The sequence below is a fragment of the Pseudobutyrivibrio sp. C4 genome, from assembly GCF_900111635.1.
In the GTDB taxonomy this organism is placed as follows: Bacteria; Bacillota; Clostridia; order Lachnospirales; family Lachnospiraceae; genus Pseudobutyrivibrio; species Pseudobutyrivibrio ruminis.
Map to the genome: position 1 here is coordinate 41751 of NZ_FOHF01000010.1, position 17081 is coordinate 58831.

Consider the following 17081-nt stretch of genomic DNA (forward strand, 5'->3'; position numbering starts at 1 on the left):
CCATACTAATATGTGATATATTATTAACTGTACCACATGAAATCACTGTCATACTAGAGTATAAATCATAAATTTTTTCATTTTGTGAATTTTATTCAGTTGATTAAAAATATTTTTTGTATTTTTTTGTTTTTATAAAAGGAGTTTACACATATATGGCTAAAAAAGAAGACAAAACAAACGTAATGAGATTACTTGATCAGAAGAAAATTCCTTATGAACATTTTTCCCTTGAAAACGCTGATGGACTTTCTGGAGAAGAAATAGCTGATAAGCTTTCAGAAAACCCAGCCCAGGCATTTAAGACACTTGTAACAACAGGCAAAACTGGCAATCACTATGTATTCGTAGTTCCTGTAGCCGCTGAGCTTGATTTAAAAAAGGCGGCCAGCGCTGTCTCAGAAAAATCTATCGAAATGCTTAAACAAAAGGATTTACTCCCACTTACAGGATATGTACACGGAGGCTGCTCTCCTATCGGCATGAAGAAATTCTTTACCACAGTCATCGATGCCTCTGCTAAAAATTTTGACCAGATTTATTTCTCAGCTGGCAAGGTGGGCCACCAAGTAAAAATTGCAGTAGAAGATATTTCTAAAATTATCAGAGTTGAGTATGAGGATATTATAAAGTAAAAAAAGGATTCAGAAATCCTTGATTTCTGAATCCTTTTACATTTATACTATTCGCTTTATTCCTGAGGCATGTCGCTTTCAATCTTGAACTTAGAAAGCTCATCGTTGATAGCAAGTGCAGAATCTGATACTGAGTTGGCTACGTTTTCTACGCCTTGGCTTTCTGTGGCAATCTCGTTTGCACTTTCTGCTAATGTGTAGATTGTAGCGGTGATTTCTTCTGAGCTTGCTGACTGCTCTTCTGAAATGGCAGCTACTGATGATGCGATGTCGTTTACTTCGCCCATCATGCTAATCATCTGCTTCATAACCTCTGCTGCTTCGTTAAGATCTTCGTAAATCTTAGAGAAGCTTGTGCCAGCTTTTTCTACAACCTCACCACTTGCATTGATAGAATCCATGTTTCTCTGAGACTTGTCAGCCAAGTCTGTGATAAGGCCTGTAATCTGTCTGATGATGTCGCCGATTTCCTTGGCAGCGTCCTGTGAATTCTGAGCAAGCTTTCCAATCTCATCTGCAACAACCGCGAATCCCTTACCAGCTTCACCGGCGCGGGCTGCTTCAATTGAGGCATTAAGTGAAAGGAGGTTGGTCTGTTCTGCGATAGAATCAATCATCTGAACAATATCCGTAATCTGCTTAGCAGAATCTCCAACAGTTACAACTACGTCGTTCATTTCGCTCATAGACTCGTTGATGTTGTCCATGCTGCGCTGAACCTCTGTCATGTCTTCCTGACCAATCTTTGCCTGGTCTACAAGAGCCATCATGGTTTCGTTTGTGCTGTTTCCATTATCAGTCAAATCAGATACTGCGTGAGCAAGATTTGTTGCGTTTTCAGCAAGCTCGCCAACAGCATTTGAAATATCGTCCATTGTCTCCTGAATCTGGCCCATAGATACTGACTGATCCCCAGCCTGAGTGCTCATCTTGCCAGAAGCAGTCTTTGAACTTTCGGAATCTTCCTGAAGCTTTTCAGCACGTCCCTGAATTGAACCAATGGCACCGTTCATAATCTGAACGAACCTTGTCATCTCTCGGCTGATAAGACCAATCTCATCACCCTTATCAGCTGGCATCGTTGTTGTAAAGTCACCATCTGAAATCTTAAGAATGCTATTTGAAAGGCCATTAACTGGAGCTGTAATAACCTTATTAATTGTAATAAGAATAACAGCGATAATTACAATAATAAGAGCAAACATAGCTCCAAGTGATATAAGCATAAAGCTATTTGCTTCTGCCATAACATCATCCACTGCTACTGATGAAATAAGTGTCCATGTTGTACCTGGTATAGAAGCTGCACAAACATAATAATCTGTGTTTGTTGAATCTTGATTGATTATAACTGGTTCTGTTGCACCGCTTTCCACATATGCTTTTACTTCTTCGAGGTATTTACTTCCTGATGTGGAAACCTGACCACCATTAAGTGCTGTATCAAAGTAGGATACGATATAATCTCCATCAAGCACCATAGAACCACCAGTCTTCATAGGTGTAAGAGCTGCCACTTCTTCCTGAAGAGCTGTTAAATAAACATCAACAGCTGCAACACCAAATTCGCCGTTTGCAAAATTTACATTTCGTACAAATGTAACGCAAAGCTCGCCGTTATTAGCATCGATATATGGTTCTGTACATACAAATGTCTCCTCATCAACACCTTCGGCGTACCAACCACGCTCTGTTGGTCTCCAGTCAGCTGGCTGAGTCTGGTGATTTGCAAAGAAATATGAATCATCTGAGAATCCAATATAAATACCAGTATTATCTATTGCATCATAATCTGCAGATGGCTCCACATAACGAAGCATTGCTGCATGGTCCTCAAAATATACATTTTCCAATGTATCGCAGTACTGGCCATCCTTTGCAGTCAGCATCTGGATATCTGAACCTAATCTCAGTGAATTGTACTGGCCCTCAGCCTGTAAATCCATAAGAGATACTTCTGTGATAATCTTTCTTGCATTATAGGAAATAAAAACAATGATTCCTGCAATACCAATCGCAATAATTGGAAGCAGAATCATCAACAGTGTTGTTCCTATACTGCGTTTTACTTTTGGCGCATTAGCCATTTCTTTTCCATTCTTAGCCATGATGCCCTCCTCCTATTTTCACAGATTCGCAATCTGCATATGTTCACTTTCACTATTATTGCGCACATTTGTTACTTTTCTGTTAACTAATAGGAAGGTTTTATTTATTTCACTAATTCTTCACAAGTGTCTCCTTGATGAGGTCATAGTTTTCCTTGAGATGTGGCCTCATGCAATTGATGCAGGATTTTACCCCTTTGCTTGTGTATGTGAAATTGCCGCCGCACTTGTCTCCTAGATGGTACAGTGGGCAGTAGCAAAACAGACAATTGAAATTGTCTGGGTCATCTGTCTTGTGGCAAGGGAAGTACTCGCACTCTCTATTTTGAAAATATTTGTAATGTTCCATATGTATACCTCTTTGTTTGAAAAAGCCTACTAGAGCAGGGTATTTCCTTCGCGTTGCTCGGAAAACCCTACTCCTATTATACACTATTTTTTCACACCTATTTGTTAGGATTGCCCTATAAACACCTATGTGAGGTAAAAAGTATGTTTAAACACGAAAAAAAATCTCATACTCTGGTGGATGACACTGGTATTCATGAAGATACAAAAGTAAAAAAGATAACCTTCTTTGTAGGACTGTGTCGTCTCGTTACAGTCATTCTTATTGTTCTTGGTGTACTGAATCTGATATACGGAAATATTTGAGGGGAAATATGGAAGATTTTAAGCGAAGAGTCTATGAAGTTGTAGAAGTTTCCAGCATGGGAGACAAATCTAGCCGAGCTTACGATGTTATGATGAACACCGCCATCATCGTAAGTTTAATTCCTATGACTTTTAAAAGGGATATGGCAATGACATTTTGGCTTGAAATATTTGTCACTATTATCTTTTTAATAGACTATGCTGCTCGTGTTTACACTGCTGACTATAAGATGGGCTACAAGAGCTATAAGGCCTACATTGCCTACATTCTTTCACCACTTGCGTTATTTGATTTCATATCAATCCTTCCAATTATATATTGGTTTACTCCAGTTAAATCCTGGATTGGACTTCTACGTCTATTCAGAGCCTTCAGGGCAATAAAGCTGGTACGTTATTCCAAGACAATGATTGTCATTTCAAATGTAATCAGGAAGGTAAAGAAGCAGCTGATGGCAGTTCTCCTTTTGATTACCGTTTATATTTTTATGTCAGCCATGTTGATTTTCCAACTGGAGCCTGAGCTTTTCAATAACTTTTTCGATGCGCTTTATTGGGCAACTATTTCCATTACAACAATTGGTTATGGAGATATATCTCCTGTGACACCAATTGGCCGTATGATTACTATGATATCTGCTTTGGTGGGTGTAGCTGTGATAGCTTTGCCGTCCGGTATCATTACGGCAGCCTATATGAATGAGATAAATAAAAAGAAATCGAAATATGAATTGTAAAATCTAGATTATAAAAGGCACTGCATTACGCGGTGCCTTAACTATTCTATGAAACTTTTAATTTGAACTTCTGAAGATCATGCTCAGAATCAACTTCTGCTAAAGTTGCGCCAAGCTTTGAGAACTTGCCAACGATATCTTCGTATCCACGCTGGATGTACTTGATATCATCAATAACTGTAATGCCATCAGCTGCAAGACCAGCAATGATAAGTGCTGCACCTGCACGAAGATCTGATGCCTGTACCTGAGCACCTGTGTAACGCTCAACACCAGTAACGATAGCAACTGTGCCTTCGACCTTGATGCTTGCGCCCATGCGAGCAAGCTCATCTACATATTTGAAACGGTTTTCAAAGATTGACTCTGAAACTGTACTAGTACCCTCTGCAATAGCAAGAACAGCAGTGATTTCTGGCTGCATGTCTGTAGGGAAGCCTGGGTATGGCAATGTGGTAACGTGAGTATGTGTAAGCTTACGTCCCTTTGCAATAACTCTAACAGCATCATCGTATTCTTCGATTACACAGCCTGCCTCGATAAGCTTTGCTGATGTAGCCTCCAAATGCTTAGGGATGACATTCTTGATAAGAACATCACCGTGTGTAGCTGCTGCCGCACACATATATGTACCTGCCTCAATTTGATCAGGAATAACTGCATAAGTAGTGCCGTGAAGCTCTGGAACACCAACGATACGAATAACATCTGTACCAGCGCCACGGATATTTGCACCCATACTGTTAAGGAATGATGCCACGTCTACAACGTGTGGCTCCTTAGCTGCGTTTTCGATAGTAGTCTTGCCCTCTGCAAGAACAGCTGCAAGCATGATATTGATAGTGGCACCAACAGATACCTTATCAAGGTAGATGTGGTTACCAACAAGCTTGTCAGCACGTGCAGACCAAAGACCATAAGACACGTCTACATTGGCACCAAGAGCCTTGAGTCCCTTAACGTGTAAGTCGATTGGACGCGAACCAATAAGGCAGCCACCTGGAAGTGCTACCTCTGCATTTTTATATTTGCCAAGAAGTGCTCCCATTAAATAATAAGAAGCACGAATCTTTTTGATGTACTCATAATCTACTGAAAGACGAGAGATGCTAGAGCCATTAATCTTTACAGTGTGCTCATCCACACGTGTAACTGATGCTCCAATATCCTCGATTGCTCCAATAAGAACATTTATATCTTTAACATTTGGCAGATTTTCAATTGTAACAGTCTCGTCTGTCATGATGGCGCCTGCCAAAATACCGAGAGCTGCGTTTTTGGCACCGCTGATTTCAACCTCTCCTGAAAGGGCTGTGCCGCCTTTTATAACATACTGCTCCATATTAACTCCTAACAATTCTCAATTTGACTCCGATATAATTTAGCATAAAAGCCGTTTTTCTGCAATAGCTCCACATGGCTTCCCTGCTCTACGATGCTTCCATCTTTTACAAACAGAATAACGTCAGCCTCTCTAATTGTTGAAAGTCTGTGGGCTACAATGAATGTAGTACGGCCTTTCATCATCTTATTAAATGCTGATTGTATTTTCTGTTCTGTGCGAGTATCGATTGAGCTGGTCGCTTCATCCAGAATCAACATTGGTGGAATATTTAGCATTACTCTTGTGATACACAAAAGCTGCATCTGGCCTTGGGATAATGAGCCGCCCACCGATGAAAGTATTGTATCATATCCATAAGGCATTCTTTTAATGAAGCTGTGGGCATGAGTTGCCTTTGCAGCCTCAATAATTTCTTCTTCTGTGGCATCTGGTTTTGCCATTCTAAGATTTTCTCTTACAGATGCGTTCTTTAACCAGGTTTCCTGAAGTACCATTCCAAATTTGCTTCGCAAATCTTCAAGTGATAAATCTCTGATATCAACGCCATCTACTAGAATCTCTCCGGCATCAACATCATAAAATCTCATCAAAAGATTTATGATTGTACTTTTTCCAGCACCTGTTGGTCCAACGATGGCAACTCGCTGTCCACTTTTGACATTTAAGTTAAGGTGCTCGATTAATTTTTTGTTCTTGTCATAAGAGAAGAAAACGTCGTTGAACTGAATCTCGCCCTTTACTTCAGGGATGGTTGTTTCGCCTTCATCCACTTCAACTTCTGCATCTATCATTTCAAACAATCTGGCTGCGCAGGCCAATGCATTCTGGAACTCAGTGATTACACCTGAGATTTCATTGAATGGCTTTGCGTATGTGCTGGCGTATGACAGGAAGCTGGTGAGGCCACCTACCGTGATGCCGCCACCAATTGCCATGATAGCACCAAACACACCGACAGCTGCGTAGATAATATTGTTAATAAGTCGAGTGCTAGGATTAACTGTTGATGAATAGAAAGTGGCTTTCATAGATGCATCTGCCAATCTATCATTCATCAATTCAAAACGCTCAAGGGCGTCATCCTCGTAATCCATATTTCGGATGATATTCTTGCCTGAGATTATTTCTTCTATATAAGAAGTTTCTGTTCCGCGTAACTTTGCCTGCTCCCCGAAAAACTTGTAGGTTCTCTCGGAAATGAATTTGGCCAAAAGCAAAGATGCAGGTGTTGCGATAATGACAATCAAGGCAATCTTTACTGAAATCATCAGCATGAAATATATAGTGCCAAGGATTGTAAGTACTCCTGTGAAGAACTGTGTGAAACCCATCAAAAGTCCATCTGCAAAAGTGTCTGCATCAGACACAATTCGACTGACGAAATCACCATGTGGATGTGAGTCCACAGTGGAAAGCTTCATGTGCTGTAACTTAACGAATGCTCTGTCTCGCAGGCTCTTTGTAACACTGTAGGTAATGTCGTTGTTTACACGATTCATAATCCACTGGGTAAAGAATGTAGCGGCGATTGTCACTGTCATAATCTTTAGCACATGAATTAATCTGTCGTAATCGATCTGGCCGGGAGCAACTATGCAATCCACTGCCTGACCAGTGAGAATTGGAATTCTCAGGGTCAGGTAAACTGTTGCCAGGGCGCAGATAAGTGAAATAAATATTTTAAAACTGTATGTTTTTAGCTCTATTAAAACGCAATTTAATATATGAGATTGAGACTTTTTATTCATTGCAAGCCTCCTCTCTAGGAAATTGACAGTAGTAAATCTCCTGATATGTATCGCAGCTTTCCAAAAGCTGGCTGTGTGTGCCAAGGCCTACTGCCTTACCATCCTCTAATACGAGGATTTGATCTGCATCCATTACAGATGATGCTCTCTGGGAAACCAAAATGATGGTTGGCTTCCATGGCAGGCTATGGAGTGCTTTTCGAAGCTTTGCCTCAGTTGCAAGATCCAGGGCGCTGGCAGAATCATCCAGGACAAGGATTCTTGGCTGGCCTACTAAAGCTCTTGCAATTGTAAGTCGCTGGCGCTGGCCGCCTGAGAAGTTTGTGCCCTTGCCGGAAACCTCTGCATTAATGCCGCCTTCCTTTGCTTCCACAAAATCCAAAGCCTGTGCTATATTAAGTGCCGATTTAATTTCCTCATCACCAGCATCCTGCTTTTTCATAGTCATGTTGGACTTTATTGTTCCGCTAAAAAGGGATGCCTTCTGTGGAACGATTCCAAATAGATTGGATAGTTCTCCATCTGTCATGGATTTTACATCTGTTCCGTCGATGGATACCTGCCCTTTTGAAACATCATAAGTGTGGTTCATAAGCTTGAGCAATGTGCTCTTACCTGAACCGGTGCCTCCGATTACACCAAGGACACTGCCCGCAGGAATATCCAACGTAATATCCTCTACATCGTAATCATTTGTGCCATTGTAGCTAAATGATACATTGGAAAGCTGGATTGAACCGGCATTTTCATTTTGCATATTGCCGGTGCTGTTCAGATGCATTCTTTCATCGGACTTCATTTCCATCAGCTCCTGCACACGGTCAGCTGAAGGGAATGCCTTCATAAGAAGGACGATGAGATTGGCAAGCTTAATTAGCTCTACCAAAATCTGGCTCATGTAGTTTACCAGAGCAACTACATCACCCTGGAGGATAAAGCCTCCATCTACACGTCTCATTGAAACATAAATCAAAAGAACAATTCCAAGGTTTACTGCCACGTATGTGACCGGATTTAAAAGTGCAGAAATCTTTCCTGTGGAAATCTGCATGGAAGCAAGCTCTCCCGTCTTGGCTTCAAATCCTTTCTTTTCCTTATCCACCTGGTTGAATGCACGAAGAACTCTGGCACCCTCCAAGTTTTCAGATGTGGCGTGAAGCACCTTTTCAAGCCTTGCTGCGATAGTTTTGTATCTAGGTAATGTGTATTTCATAATGATAAACACAATCAGTGAAAGTACACCTACAACCAACAAGAAAATAAGTGCTGATTTAACATCCACAATAAACGCCATTATAGTTGCACCGAACACGATAAATGGTGAACGCAGGAATAAGCGAAGGACCATATTAATGGCATTTTGAATCTGATTTATATCGTTGGTGATTCGTGTTGTCAGCACCTCGTCACCAATCTTTTCTTTTGTACCCTGAGACAATGAAAGAATCTTTGCAAAAAGATCTCTTCTGATTTCGGCTGCTGCATATACAGCTACATTTGCGCTAAAGTACTGGGCTGTAAGCGAAAACACTAGTCCTACAACTGCCAGCAAAAGCAAAACCCCACTCATCCTAATGATGTAGTGGGTATCTGAGCTTGCGATACCTTTGTTGATGATTGACGCCATAACAAGTGGTACCAAAAGCTCAAATATCGCCTCTAGCATTTTGAATAGTGGGGCAAGTATTGCTCGTATTTTATATTTTTTGAGATAAGTAAGTATAAAACTCATATTACTCTGCTTCTGTTTCCTCAGTTGATTCATCTGACTCTTCAGATGTTTCTTCAGTATCCTCTTCTGCTGATGTATCTTCTGTGTCTTCTACTTCTGTGTCTTCTGTTGCATCTTCAGATTCTTCTGTATCAGTTGTCTCCTCTGTAGTTGCATCATCTGTTGTCTCTTCTGTTGTTTCTTCTGTCTCAGTCTCAAGTGTCTTGAACAATGTATCAAACTCTACCTTTGCCCAAGCCTTCTCATCAACTGTCCATGTGATAGCTGCCTTCCATGTCTCAAGGAGATCATCGAATGCATCTGACTCAAGTGATTCTTTCTTTGTCTGAGAAGCATCCTCATCGTGATCTGCATCAAGGTGAATTACATAGTAACCAACGCCTTCGATTTCGATAACATCTGATGTCTCGCCCTCATCGAGTGCCTCTGCTGCTTCGATGATAGCCATATCCATTGTGTCATCCTCTTCCTCACCCTTAAGGTAAGAGTATGTAGATGCTGTTGCCTCAAGCTCCTCTGCCTTTGCTGCGTAATCATCAGCTGCTGCAAGCTCTTCAGCGTTAGCCTTTAAATCTGCGATTTCTTCTTCTGTGTATTCAACTGCGTTGCCATCCTCATCTGTAGTGCCTGTTGTATCGAAAAGCACATATGAGAATGTACGCATCCAGCAATCTTCATCAGAAATGCTTTCGCCTGCTTCTTCCATTGCTGCATTAGAAACTAATGAATAGTATGTTCTGTACTCTAAGTACTGCTTTACATATTCCTCTGTAGCACCCATCACCTCAAGTGTCTCTGCTGGGTTGTCTGAAATGAACTTTGCAGCTGCTTCTGCAATTGCTGTATTCTGCTCATCTGTAAGAGTGATATCGTAATCGCTAGCGTGAAGCTTTGCTAAATACTGATTCTCAATATCCTCTAAGACACCTTCCTTTGTGTCATCCTCCATTGTAGAGCCTGTACCAGTCATATCTGTTGACCACATGCCCTCACCATAGTATGCAAGCAAGTACTGGTCGTACATTGACTGCTGATATCTGGCTGCGAAATTTGCATAGCCAAGGGAGATTGTATCCTTTGTGCCATCTCCTGTATTTATTGTTACAAGAGTAGTGTCAGGATTGAACTTACTACATCCTGTAAAAAGAACTGCTGCTGCAAGTGCAGCAATACCTGCTGATTTAACCATATTTTTATTCATTATAAATTCCTCCTGAGTGAACCCACCCATATTTTTTCAAGCCTTTTTATTATAGTTAATCCTGCCAAATTAATCAATTATTGGGGCGTATTCTGATTTAAAAGTATAGTAATCTTTTGTTTCTATAGTTGACTTGGACTGTGATTATTGATTGTATTCTTTTTTCATTGTCATCTTGGGCGGAAAGTATTGAATTTGATTTATTTTGAGATTTAATACTTAAAAAATTATGATATTCAACTTGCTTTGTAATATGAGTATTAATGTAGCATTAATATAGTATTGAATTTAAGTTTTTCTTTATTTTAATACTTAATAACAATAATCTATGCCATTTTCAGGTATTAAATTTTAAAATCGATTCATTTTAATACTTTTAATTTTACTTTAATCATTATTTTCTTCTTTGGGCTCGATATTTCTCTCAGTATTTTGAGATTGTTAGAATTCCAGCAGGATTGTTTCGATGCCTCTAGAATTCACGAGATTAACTAATATAACAAAAGCCTGACCACTGCGGTCAGGCTTTTGTTTTATACGCATCTTTTATAATAATCTCGCTTGCTTTCATACATCTTTTCATCTGCAATCTTGATGATTGTTGAGATGTCTTTGTGGCCGTTTCTTGAAGCAACGCCATGTGAAATGGTAAATCCATTAACAAGATTTCCTTTCCAGTTAGCAGTTAATTCATCTAATGTATTTAGGCTTTCTGCCGCCTCATTAGCAGTGCCAATGTGAATCACACAGAACTCATCTCCACCGAAGCGATAAATATATTCATTTCCTTCAAATGCTTTTTTCAAACACTGTGCTGCTGCTACAATTAATTCATCACCTGCATCATGGCCAAGTGTATCGTTGGCCTGCTTCAGACCATTTAAATCTAGCATAGCTAAACTAAACTCAACCTGCTGTGCTTCTATCTTTTGTAAATCTTCTTCAAATGCACGTCTATTTTTTAGGTCTGTCAGCTGATCATAGTAAGCGTACTTCATCTGAATATTTGCGAGTTCCTTTTTAGACTCGGCATATACAAATCCAGCACATCTTTCCTTGCTGATAACATGACTCATAAGGATACCAGCAATGGCGAATATAATCAGGTTTGTGAATCCCCAAGAATATATCTCTGGCTCGATGACATTTCTGCAAAGTATCGCATATACGATAATTGCAATTGTCTCCATCACACAGTCTGTAAAGGTATTTTTAATAACTAGCGTTGGCACAATGATAGTGAATGCAATCATTGTTGCTGTTCTAACATCTGGCTGGAAATAAGCGATTGCTATACCTGCCATCAATACCATGAACGAAAATGTAGCCACTAATAATTTGATTACTCTTTTGTTTTTCCTTGCAATGGTTTGACTAGTTATGAAAATTGCAATACTAAGAATCAGTGAAACTATAAAGACTAATCGACAGGCGTTGTACGCGCTAGCCCTCAATGACATCAATAGACTCATTACACAGAACTGTATTGCGCACATGGATCCGGCCCCAACAGTTCGTCTGTTGTCCTCGAAAACCACATCCTTTACCTGGTTGAATTCCTCTTTGGACACTCCCATGTAAAATAAATCGTTATATAATTTTTGTGAATTTAACATAAAACTACTGCTCCCCAGACTTTCTGTTGTGCTCAACACAACGATCGAATTGATTATACTCTTTCCTAAATTCATCTACAATAACTCTATGTCTGTCCCCCAGAAAATTCACAAAATTATCACTTTTTTTAATGTCATTAATACTCTACTATTCTTTTCAACAAATCAATTGAACAGGAGGATATTTATGAAAAACGAAAACATAACACGACTAACAATTTCAGGTTTAATAGCTGCACTTTGCTATGTTGGCTACGCTGTATTTCCAGCTATCAATGCTTCTGGCACCAAAGTTCACCTCGGTAATGCTTTTGTTGTTTTGGGAGCACTATTAATTGGAGGCTTATATGGAGGATTAGCCGGAGCTGTAGGACTTTCACTGGCTGATATTTTATCTGGATATGCTGCATCATCACCTAGAACTTTTATTACAAAGCTTGTAATTGGTCTTATTGTGGGATTGATTGCTCACAAAATTGCAAAAATTAATGAATCACACAAAAACTCATACATCATCAAGTGGTCTGCCATTGCTGCTGTTGCAGGTCTAGGCTTCAACTGTATTTTTGAGCCTGTGCTGAAATATGTTTGGTATACATTATTAACCCCAGACGCAGAAAAAGCGACTGCTGCAATCGCTGCACTAGTAGCTGTAACTACTTATGCAACAATTATCAACGCCGCTATTAATTCTGTAGTAGGTGTAATTTTATACAATGCATTGCGCCCCGCTCTCTACAAGGCAAATATCTTCCCTGTAAAAGCTAGCGCTTAATATAGATTTACTGGTCTTCAACCATCTTCATTAAGCACTGGTAGAAATCTGGATAATCTTGCTTCATCCTGATTGGCCTACCTTGTGTATTCAAAAAAGCGTGACTTGTTGTGCCAGTACAAACCACTTTACCTTCTTCATTTTCCATTGTGTATGAAAGAAAGAGTTTTACTCCTTTGAACTCCTTCACTGCTACTGCTATTGCAATCTTTTCAGAAAAAACAGTGGAAAGCTTATAGTCGCAAGAAACATTTAAGACTGGGGATACAATTCCAAGAGTCTCCAACTTGTCAAAGGGCCAGCCAATTTGATTAAGAAAATCAACTCTTGCCTCTTCCATCCACCTAATGTAGTTAGAGTGATGTGTTATCCCCATTTTATCTGTTTCATAGTACTGCACTATGTGAATATACTTACTGGTCTCCATATTCCTTCTCTCTATTTACTATCTAGCTTATAATTTTCTATTTCAGATAGTAAGCTTCCATCCTTTTCTTACTATCTATTCTCTATTTTTTCTTCCAGATAGTAAGCTTTTGCCTCTTTCTTACTACCTATTCTTCATTTTCTTTTTCAGATAGTAAGTTTCTTTCTCTTTCTTACTATCTAATACCCATTTTCTCATTCAGATAGTAAGTTTCTGCCCTTTTCTTACTATCTAATATCCATTTTCTCATTCAGATAGTAAGTTTCTGCCCTTTTCTTACTATCTAATATCCATTTTCTCATTCAGATAGTAAACTTCTGCCTTTTCCTTACTACCTATTCTTCATTTTTCCTCTCAGATAGTAATCAGCACTGGTGGTGTCGCCACAGTCCCAGTTTCAAACCTGCTTGGCTACCCCATATCTGCATGCTGGCGCAGTGTCAAGAGGCGAAGCGCCGCAAGGCCTTGCTCTTGACGCAAGACAGCTGCTGATATGCTGTAGCTAGCAGGTTGAAACAACCTCAAATATTTCCAACAGCTTTTCCACCTAGCACCTATCGCACCTGCGCCAGCTTTACTCCTCCACCTTTATAGACTTCAAATCCAGCAAGAAGTCCTGCAGGTAGTCAAACACTTCGTTTGGCTTTATGCGGGTGTTGGCCTTGGTGTTGAAGATAAAGGCCGGGTTCTTTGGGTCAGCTGCGAATGTGATGTGTGGGTTGTTGCGCTCCAGGAGGGCTGGAATCTGAGCCACATCGATTTTGGCTTTTTCGTACATAACGATGCGGATGAAATCGCCCTTCTGCTCGATGGCTGTGACGTATGCGTCGTGAGCCTTTACGCGGAGCATTGCCACCCAGAGAAGATTCTGTACGCATCGCTTTGGCTCGCCAAAACGGTCCACAAGCTCGTCCAGCATTTCGTCGCGAGCTTCCTCAGAATCGATGGCCGCAATACGCTTGTAGATATCGATTCGCTGCTCCTCGTTGGATACGTAAGTATCTGGCAAGTAAGCCTCGATATTGATGTCCACTGATGTGTTGAAGTTCTCTTCTTTTACTTCGCCCTTTTCTATCTTTACTGCCTCATTCAGCATCTTGCAGTACAGGTCGTAACCTACTGCTGTCATGTTGCCGTGCTGCTCCACTCCAAGGAGGTTGCCGGCGCCGCGGATTTCCAAATCACGCATGGCAATCTTGAAGCCTGAGCCAAGATCTGTAAACTCCTTAATTGCAGCAAGTCGCTTTTCGGCAACTTCCTTTAGCATCTTGTCTCTGCGATACATTAAGAAGGCATATGCGGTACGGTTGCTTCGACCAACTCGGCCACGAAGCTGATACAACTGGGACAATCCCATGTTGTCTGAATCATGTATGATTATCGTATTTACGTTAGAAATATCCAAGCCAATTTCAATGATGGTTGTAGCAACAAGCACGTCAATTTCATGGTTGATGAACTGCATCATAACATCCTCAACCTTGGCCTCGGTCATTTGGCCGTGGATGTAGCCCACTGTTGCCTCCGGCACAAGTCGCTCGATTTCCGCAGCCATATCCTGAATTCCACGGACACGGTTGAAGACATAATATACCTGTCCATCGCGGGCCATTTCTCGAACGATTGCCTCACGGACCATTTCCTCATTGTATTCAAATACGAATGTCTGGATTGGTGTACGCTCCATTGGAGCCTCATCCAATACACTCATATCACGTATTCCTACCAGCGACATGTGAAGTGTACGAGGAATTGGTGTGGCAGAAAGTGACAGCACATCTACAGTCTTTTTCATCTGCTTTATGCGCTCCTTGTGGTTTACACCAAATCGCTGCTCCTCATCGATTATGAGCAGACCTAAATCCTTGAACTCCACATCCTTTGAAAGCAAGCGATGTGTTCCGATAACAATATCTACTGTACCTGCCTTCAATCCTTCGATAGTTTTCTTTTGCTCAGCTGCTGTTCTGAATCGGCATAAAAGTCCCATGTTTACTGGGTAGCCGCCCATTCGCTGAACGAAATTATTGTAGTGCTGCTGGGCAAGGATAGTGGTTGGAACCAAGTATGCCACCTGCTTGCCTTCCTGAACTGCCTTGAAGGCTGCACGCATAGCAACTTCTGTTTTGCCAAATCCAACATCACCGCAGATAAGACGGTCCATGATTTTGGTAGATTGCATATCTGACTTAACAGCTTCGATTGCTGAAAGCTGGCCCTCAGTCTCTTCGTATGGGAAGCTTTCCTCGAATTCCTTTTGCCATACAGTATCTGGACCGTATACAAAGCCATCTGTGTTCTGGCGAAGAGCGTACAAATCCACAAGTTCCTTTGCCACAACTCCAACGGCAGACTGAACCTTCTGCTTTGTTCTAGTCCACTCCTGAGTACCTGCGCCAAGGCTGTTGAGCTTTGGCTTTTTACCGTCTGGGCCGGAATATTTTTGAATCATATCCAGCTGAGATGTTAGGACATAAAGGTTGCTGCCCTTGGCATACTCAATCTTGATATAGTCGCGGATAACCTTGTCTATTTCCATCTGCTCGGTACCCTTGTAGACACCGAGGCCATAGTTTTCATGAACAACATAATCCCCTACATGCAAATCAGAGAAGGATGAAATTGACTCTCCCTCGTACTTCTTTACACGATGCTTTTTCTTGCGGACGTGGCCGAAAATATCCCCATCTGAAAGCATTACAAAGGCACTATCAGGATAGTCGTAGCCGCGCTTTATATTTCCTACACAAAGCATAGTTTCACCAGGATTTATCTGATGATCCAAATCTGATGTGAAATATGCATTTAATCCTTCCTGCAACAAGTCCTCTGCAAGGCGCTGTCCCTTGGTAGATGAGCTTGTCACGAGAAGCACTTTGTATTTACGTTTCTTGTACTGTAAGAGCTCCTTGGTGAGAAGCTCGAAGCTGCCGTTGTATGCGTTTACTCCCTGCACCGCGATGCTGAAATGATCTGCAGATTTAAGGAGCTTGTTTTTAGCATCCAAAACTGACATAAGAGTGGTTGGACACTTTTCGATTTTGGCAAAGATTTCCTCCACACCGTAAAGCATGTCCATTTGGCCCTTAAGCATGTAGCCAGCCTCTACTCGGCGAGTCATAGCATCTGAAAACTCTGTCTGGGTAACTTCACCCTTGGTAATGACCTTTTGAACCTCATCGATGAAGACATAAGTGCCCTTAGGCATGAAATCGATGAATGAGCCAAGCTTATCGCAGAAGTAAGTGAGATTTGTCTCAAGCTCCTGGCTAAGGCCCCATTCTCTGGTTTCCTCCACTACTCTGTCGGCATAGGTCTTCAGATGATATGCCTCTTCTGTTTTCATTTCTTTACGGTATGCTTCGTAGCGCTCATCTCGCTCGGCCTCGATTTTAGCAAGACCAGCCTCCACCTCATCAGCTGAAAGGATAAGCTCAACTGCTGGGAAGATGATTACCGAGCTGATATTCTCGATTGACTTTTGGTTGCTGGCATCGTAGGAACGGATGCTATCAACCTCGTCGCCCCAAAGCTCGATTCGTACTGGCAAATCTGCGGTAAGAGGGAATACGTCAATGATTCCACCTCGCACTGCAAATTCTCCAGGATGCTCGCAGGTGCCCACTGCCTCGTAACCCATAGCAACTAGCTTGCGGCGCAAAGCCTCAAGCTCAATAGTATCAGTATCAGAAATGGCAACAACACCATCCTCAAAATAAGACACATCCGGCAGCTTATTCATAAGGGCATCGATAGTGGTGATGACGGTACAGCTATTGTTGTTTATAACTGCCTCAATAGCATTCATTCGTTCACGAGTAAGGGCATTACCTCTGATATCGGACTGATAAAAAAGAAAATCCTTGGCCGGAAAATATACAACATCATTATCGTAAAAACGATATTCCTCATATAATTCTCTGGCCTTTAACTCGTCTGATGTGATAATCAGCTTGTGACTGACATCATGCCCAATACCAAAAATGAGGTGCGCTTTATCAGCACACCCCGTGATATCGTAAACCTTGCCATAACGAGCTAGAGCCTCGCGAAGAGACTCAACAGCTGTTAAATTTTTAAATGGTTCCAAAAAAGTTTTCATA

At 41.1% G+C, this 17081-nt stretch carries 13 protein-coding genes; 4 read left to right on the top strand and 9 right to left on the bottom strand.

Annotated elements, in window-relative coordinates; translation table 11 throughout:
* The first annotated feature begins 155 nt into the window (after nt 1-155).
* Nucleotides 156-635: a Cys-tRNA(Pro) deacylase gene (gene ybaK / locus BMY66_RS12860; RefSeq protein WP_090395417.1), complete on the top strand. Its 480-nt coding sequence runs from the start codon at nt 156-158 to the stop codon at nt 633-635.
* Nucleotides 636-691: 56 nt separating this feature from the next.
* Here ybaK and BMY66_RS12865 read toward each other — a convergent pair whose 3' ends face one another.
* Nucleotides 692-2743 carry a methyl-accepting chemotaxis protein gene (locus tag BMY66_RS12865; RefSeq protein ID WP_090395418.1) on the bottom strand — a complete coding sequence of 684 codons (2052 nt, stop codon included), beginning with the start codon at nt 2741-2743 and terminating at the stop codon, nt 692-694.
* Between the two features lie 112 nt (nt 2744-2855).
* Nucleotides 2856-3092 carry a cysteine-rich small domain-containing protein gene (locus tag BMY66_RS12870; protein ID WP_044938965.1) on the bottom strand — a complete coding sequence of 79 codons (237 nt, stop codon included), beginning with the start codon at nt 3090-3092 and terminating at the stop codon, nt 2856-2858.
* 143 nt (nt 3093-3235) lie between these two features.
* On the opposite strand from BMY66_RS12870, the gene BMY66_RS13860 reads away from it, so the two are divergent.
* Complete coding sequence (locus BMY66_RS13860; RefSeq protein WP_177175671.1) at nt 3236-3397, top strand: hypothetical protein; 162 nt, start codon at nt 3236-3238, stop codon at nt 3395-3397.
* 8 nt (nt 3398-3405) lie between these two features.
* The gene (locus BMY66_RS12875) at nt 3406-4134 is read left to right on the top strand and encodes an ion transporter (RefSeq protein WP_044938967.1); all 729 of its coding nucleotides are present in this window, start codon (nt 3406-3408) and stop codon (nt 4132-4134) included.
* 46 nt (nt 4135-4180) lie between these two features.
* On the opposite strand, the gene BMY66_RS12880 is transcribed toward BMY66_RS12875, so the two are convergent.
* From BMY66_RS12880 to BMY66_RS12900, 5 genes are all read right to left on the bottom strand, one after another.
* The gene (locus tag BMY66_RS12880; RefSeq protein WP_044938972.1) at nt 4181-5476 is read right to left on the bottom strand and encodes a UDP-N-acetylglucosamine 1-carboxyvinyltransferase; all 1296 of its coding nucleotides are present in this window, start codon (nt 5474-5476) and stop codon (nt 4181-4183) included.
* A gap of 8 nt (nt 5477-5484) precedes the next feature.
* The gene (locus tag BMY66_RS12885; RefSeq protein ID WP_090395419.1) at nt 5485-7227 is read right to left on the bottom strand and encodes an ABC transporter ATP-binding protein; all 1743 of its coding nucleotides are present in this window, start codon (nt 7225-7227) and stop codon (nt 5485-5487) included.
* Entirely contained in the window at nt 7220-8992 is a 1773-nt protein-coding gene (locus tag BMY66_RS12890) for an ABC transporter ATP-binding protein (protein ID WP_330387121.1), read from the bottom strand. The genes BMY66_RS12885 and BMY66_RS12890 overlap by 8 nt, the downstream gene beginning before the upstream one ends.
* Nucleotides 8961-10160, bottom strand: a complete 1200-nt coding sequence (locus BMY66_RS12895; RefSeq protein ID WP_090395421.1) for a hypothetical protein — start codon at nt 10158-10160, stop codon at nt 8961-8963. Before BMY66_RS12895 ends, BMY66_RS12890 begins: the two co-directional genes overlap by 32 nt.
* Before the next feature lie 533 nt (nt 10161-10693).
* Nucleotides 10694-11776 carry a GGDEF domain-containing protein gene (locus tag BMY66_RS12900; RefSeq protein WP_177175672.1) on the bottom strand — a complete coding sequence of 361 codons (1083 nt, stop codon included), beginning with the start codon at nt 11774-11776 and terminating at the stop codon, nt 10694-10696.
* Nucleotides 11777-11963: 187 nt separating this feature from the next.
* On the opposite strand from BMY66_RS12900, the gene BMY66_RS12905 reads away from it, so the two are divergent.
* Nucleotides 11964-12551 (top strand): ECF transporter S component, encoded by a 588-nt coding sequence (locus tag BMY66_RS12905; RefSeq protein WP_090395423.1) that lies wholly within the window; start codon nt 11964-11966, stop codon nt 12549-12551.
* A 7-nt stretch (nt 12552-12558) separates the two neighbouring features.
* Here BMY66_RS12905 and BMY66_RS12910 read toward each other — a convergent pair whose 3' ends face one another.
* Nucleotides 12559-12978: an acyl-CoA thioesterase gene (locus BMY66_RS12910; RefSeq protein WP_090395424.1), complete on the bottom strand. Its 420-nt coding sequence runs from the start codon at nt 12976-12978 to the stop codon at nt 12559-12561.
* 574 nt (nt 12979-13552) lie between these two features.
* Nucleotides 13553-17080 carry a transcription-repair coupling factor gene (gene mfd / locus BMY66_RS12915; RefSeq protein WP_090395425.1) on the bottom strand — a complete coding sequence of 1176 codons (3528 nt, stop codon included), beginning with the start codon at nt 17078-17080 and terminating at the stop codon, nt 13553-13555.
* Nucleotide 17081 lies beyond the last annotated feature (1 nt).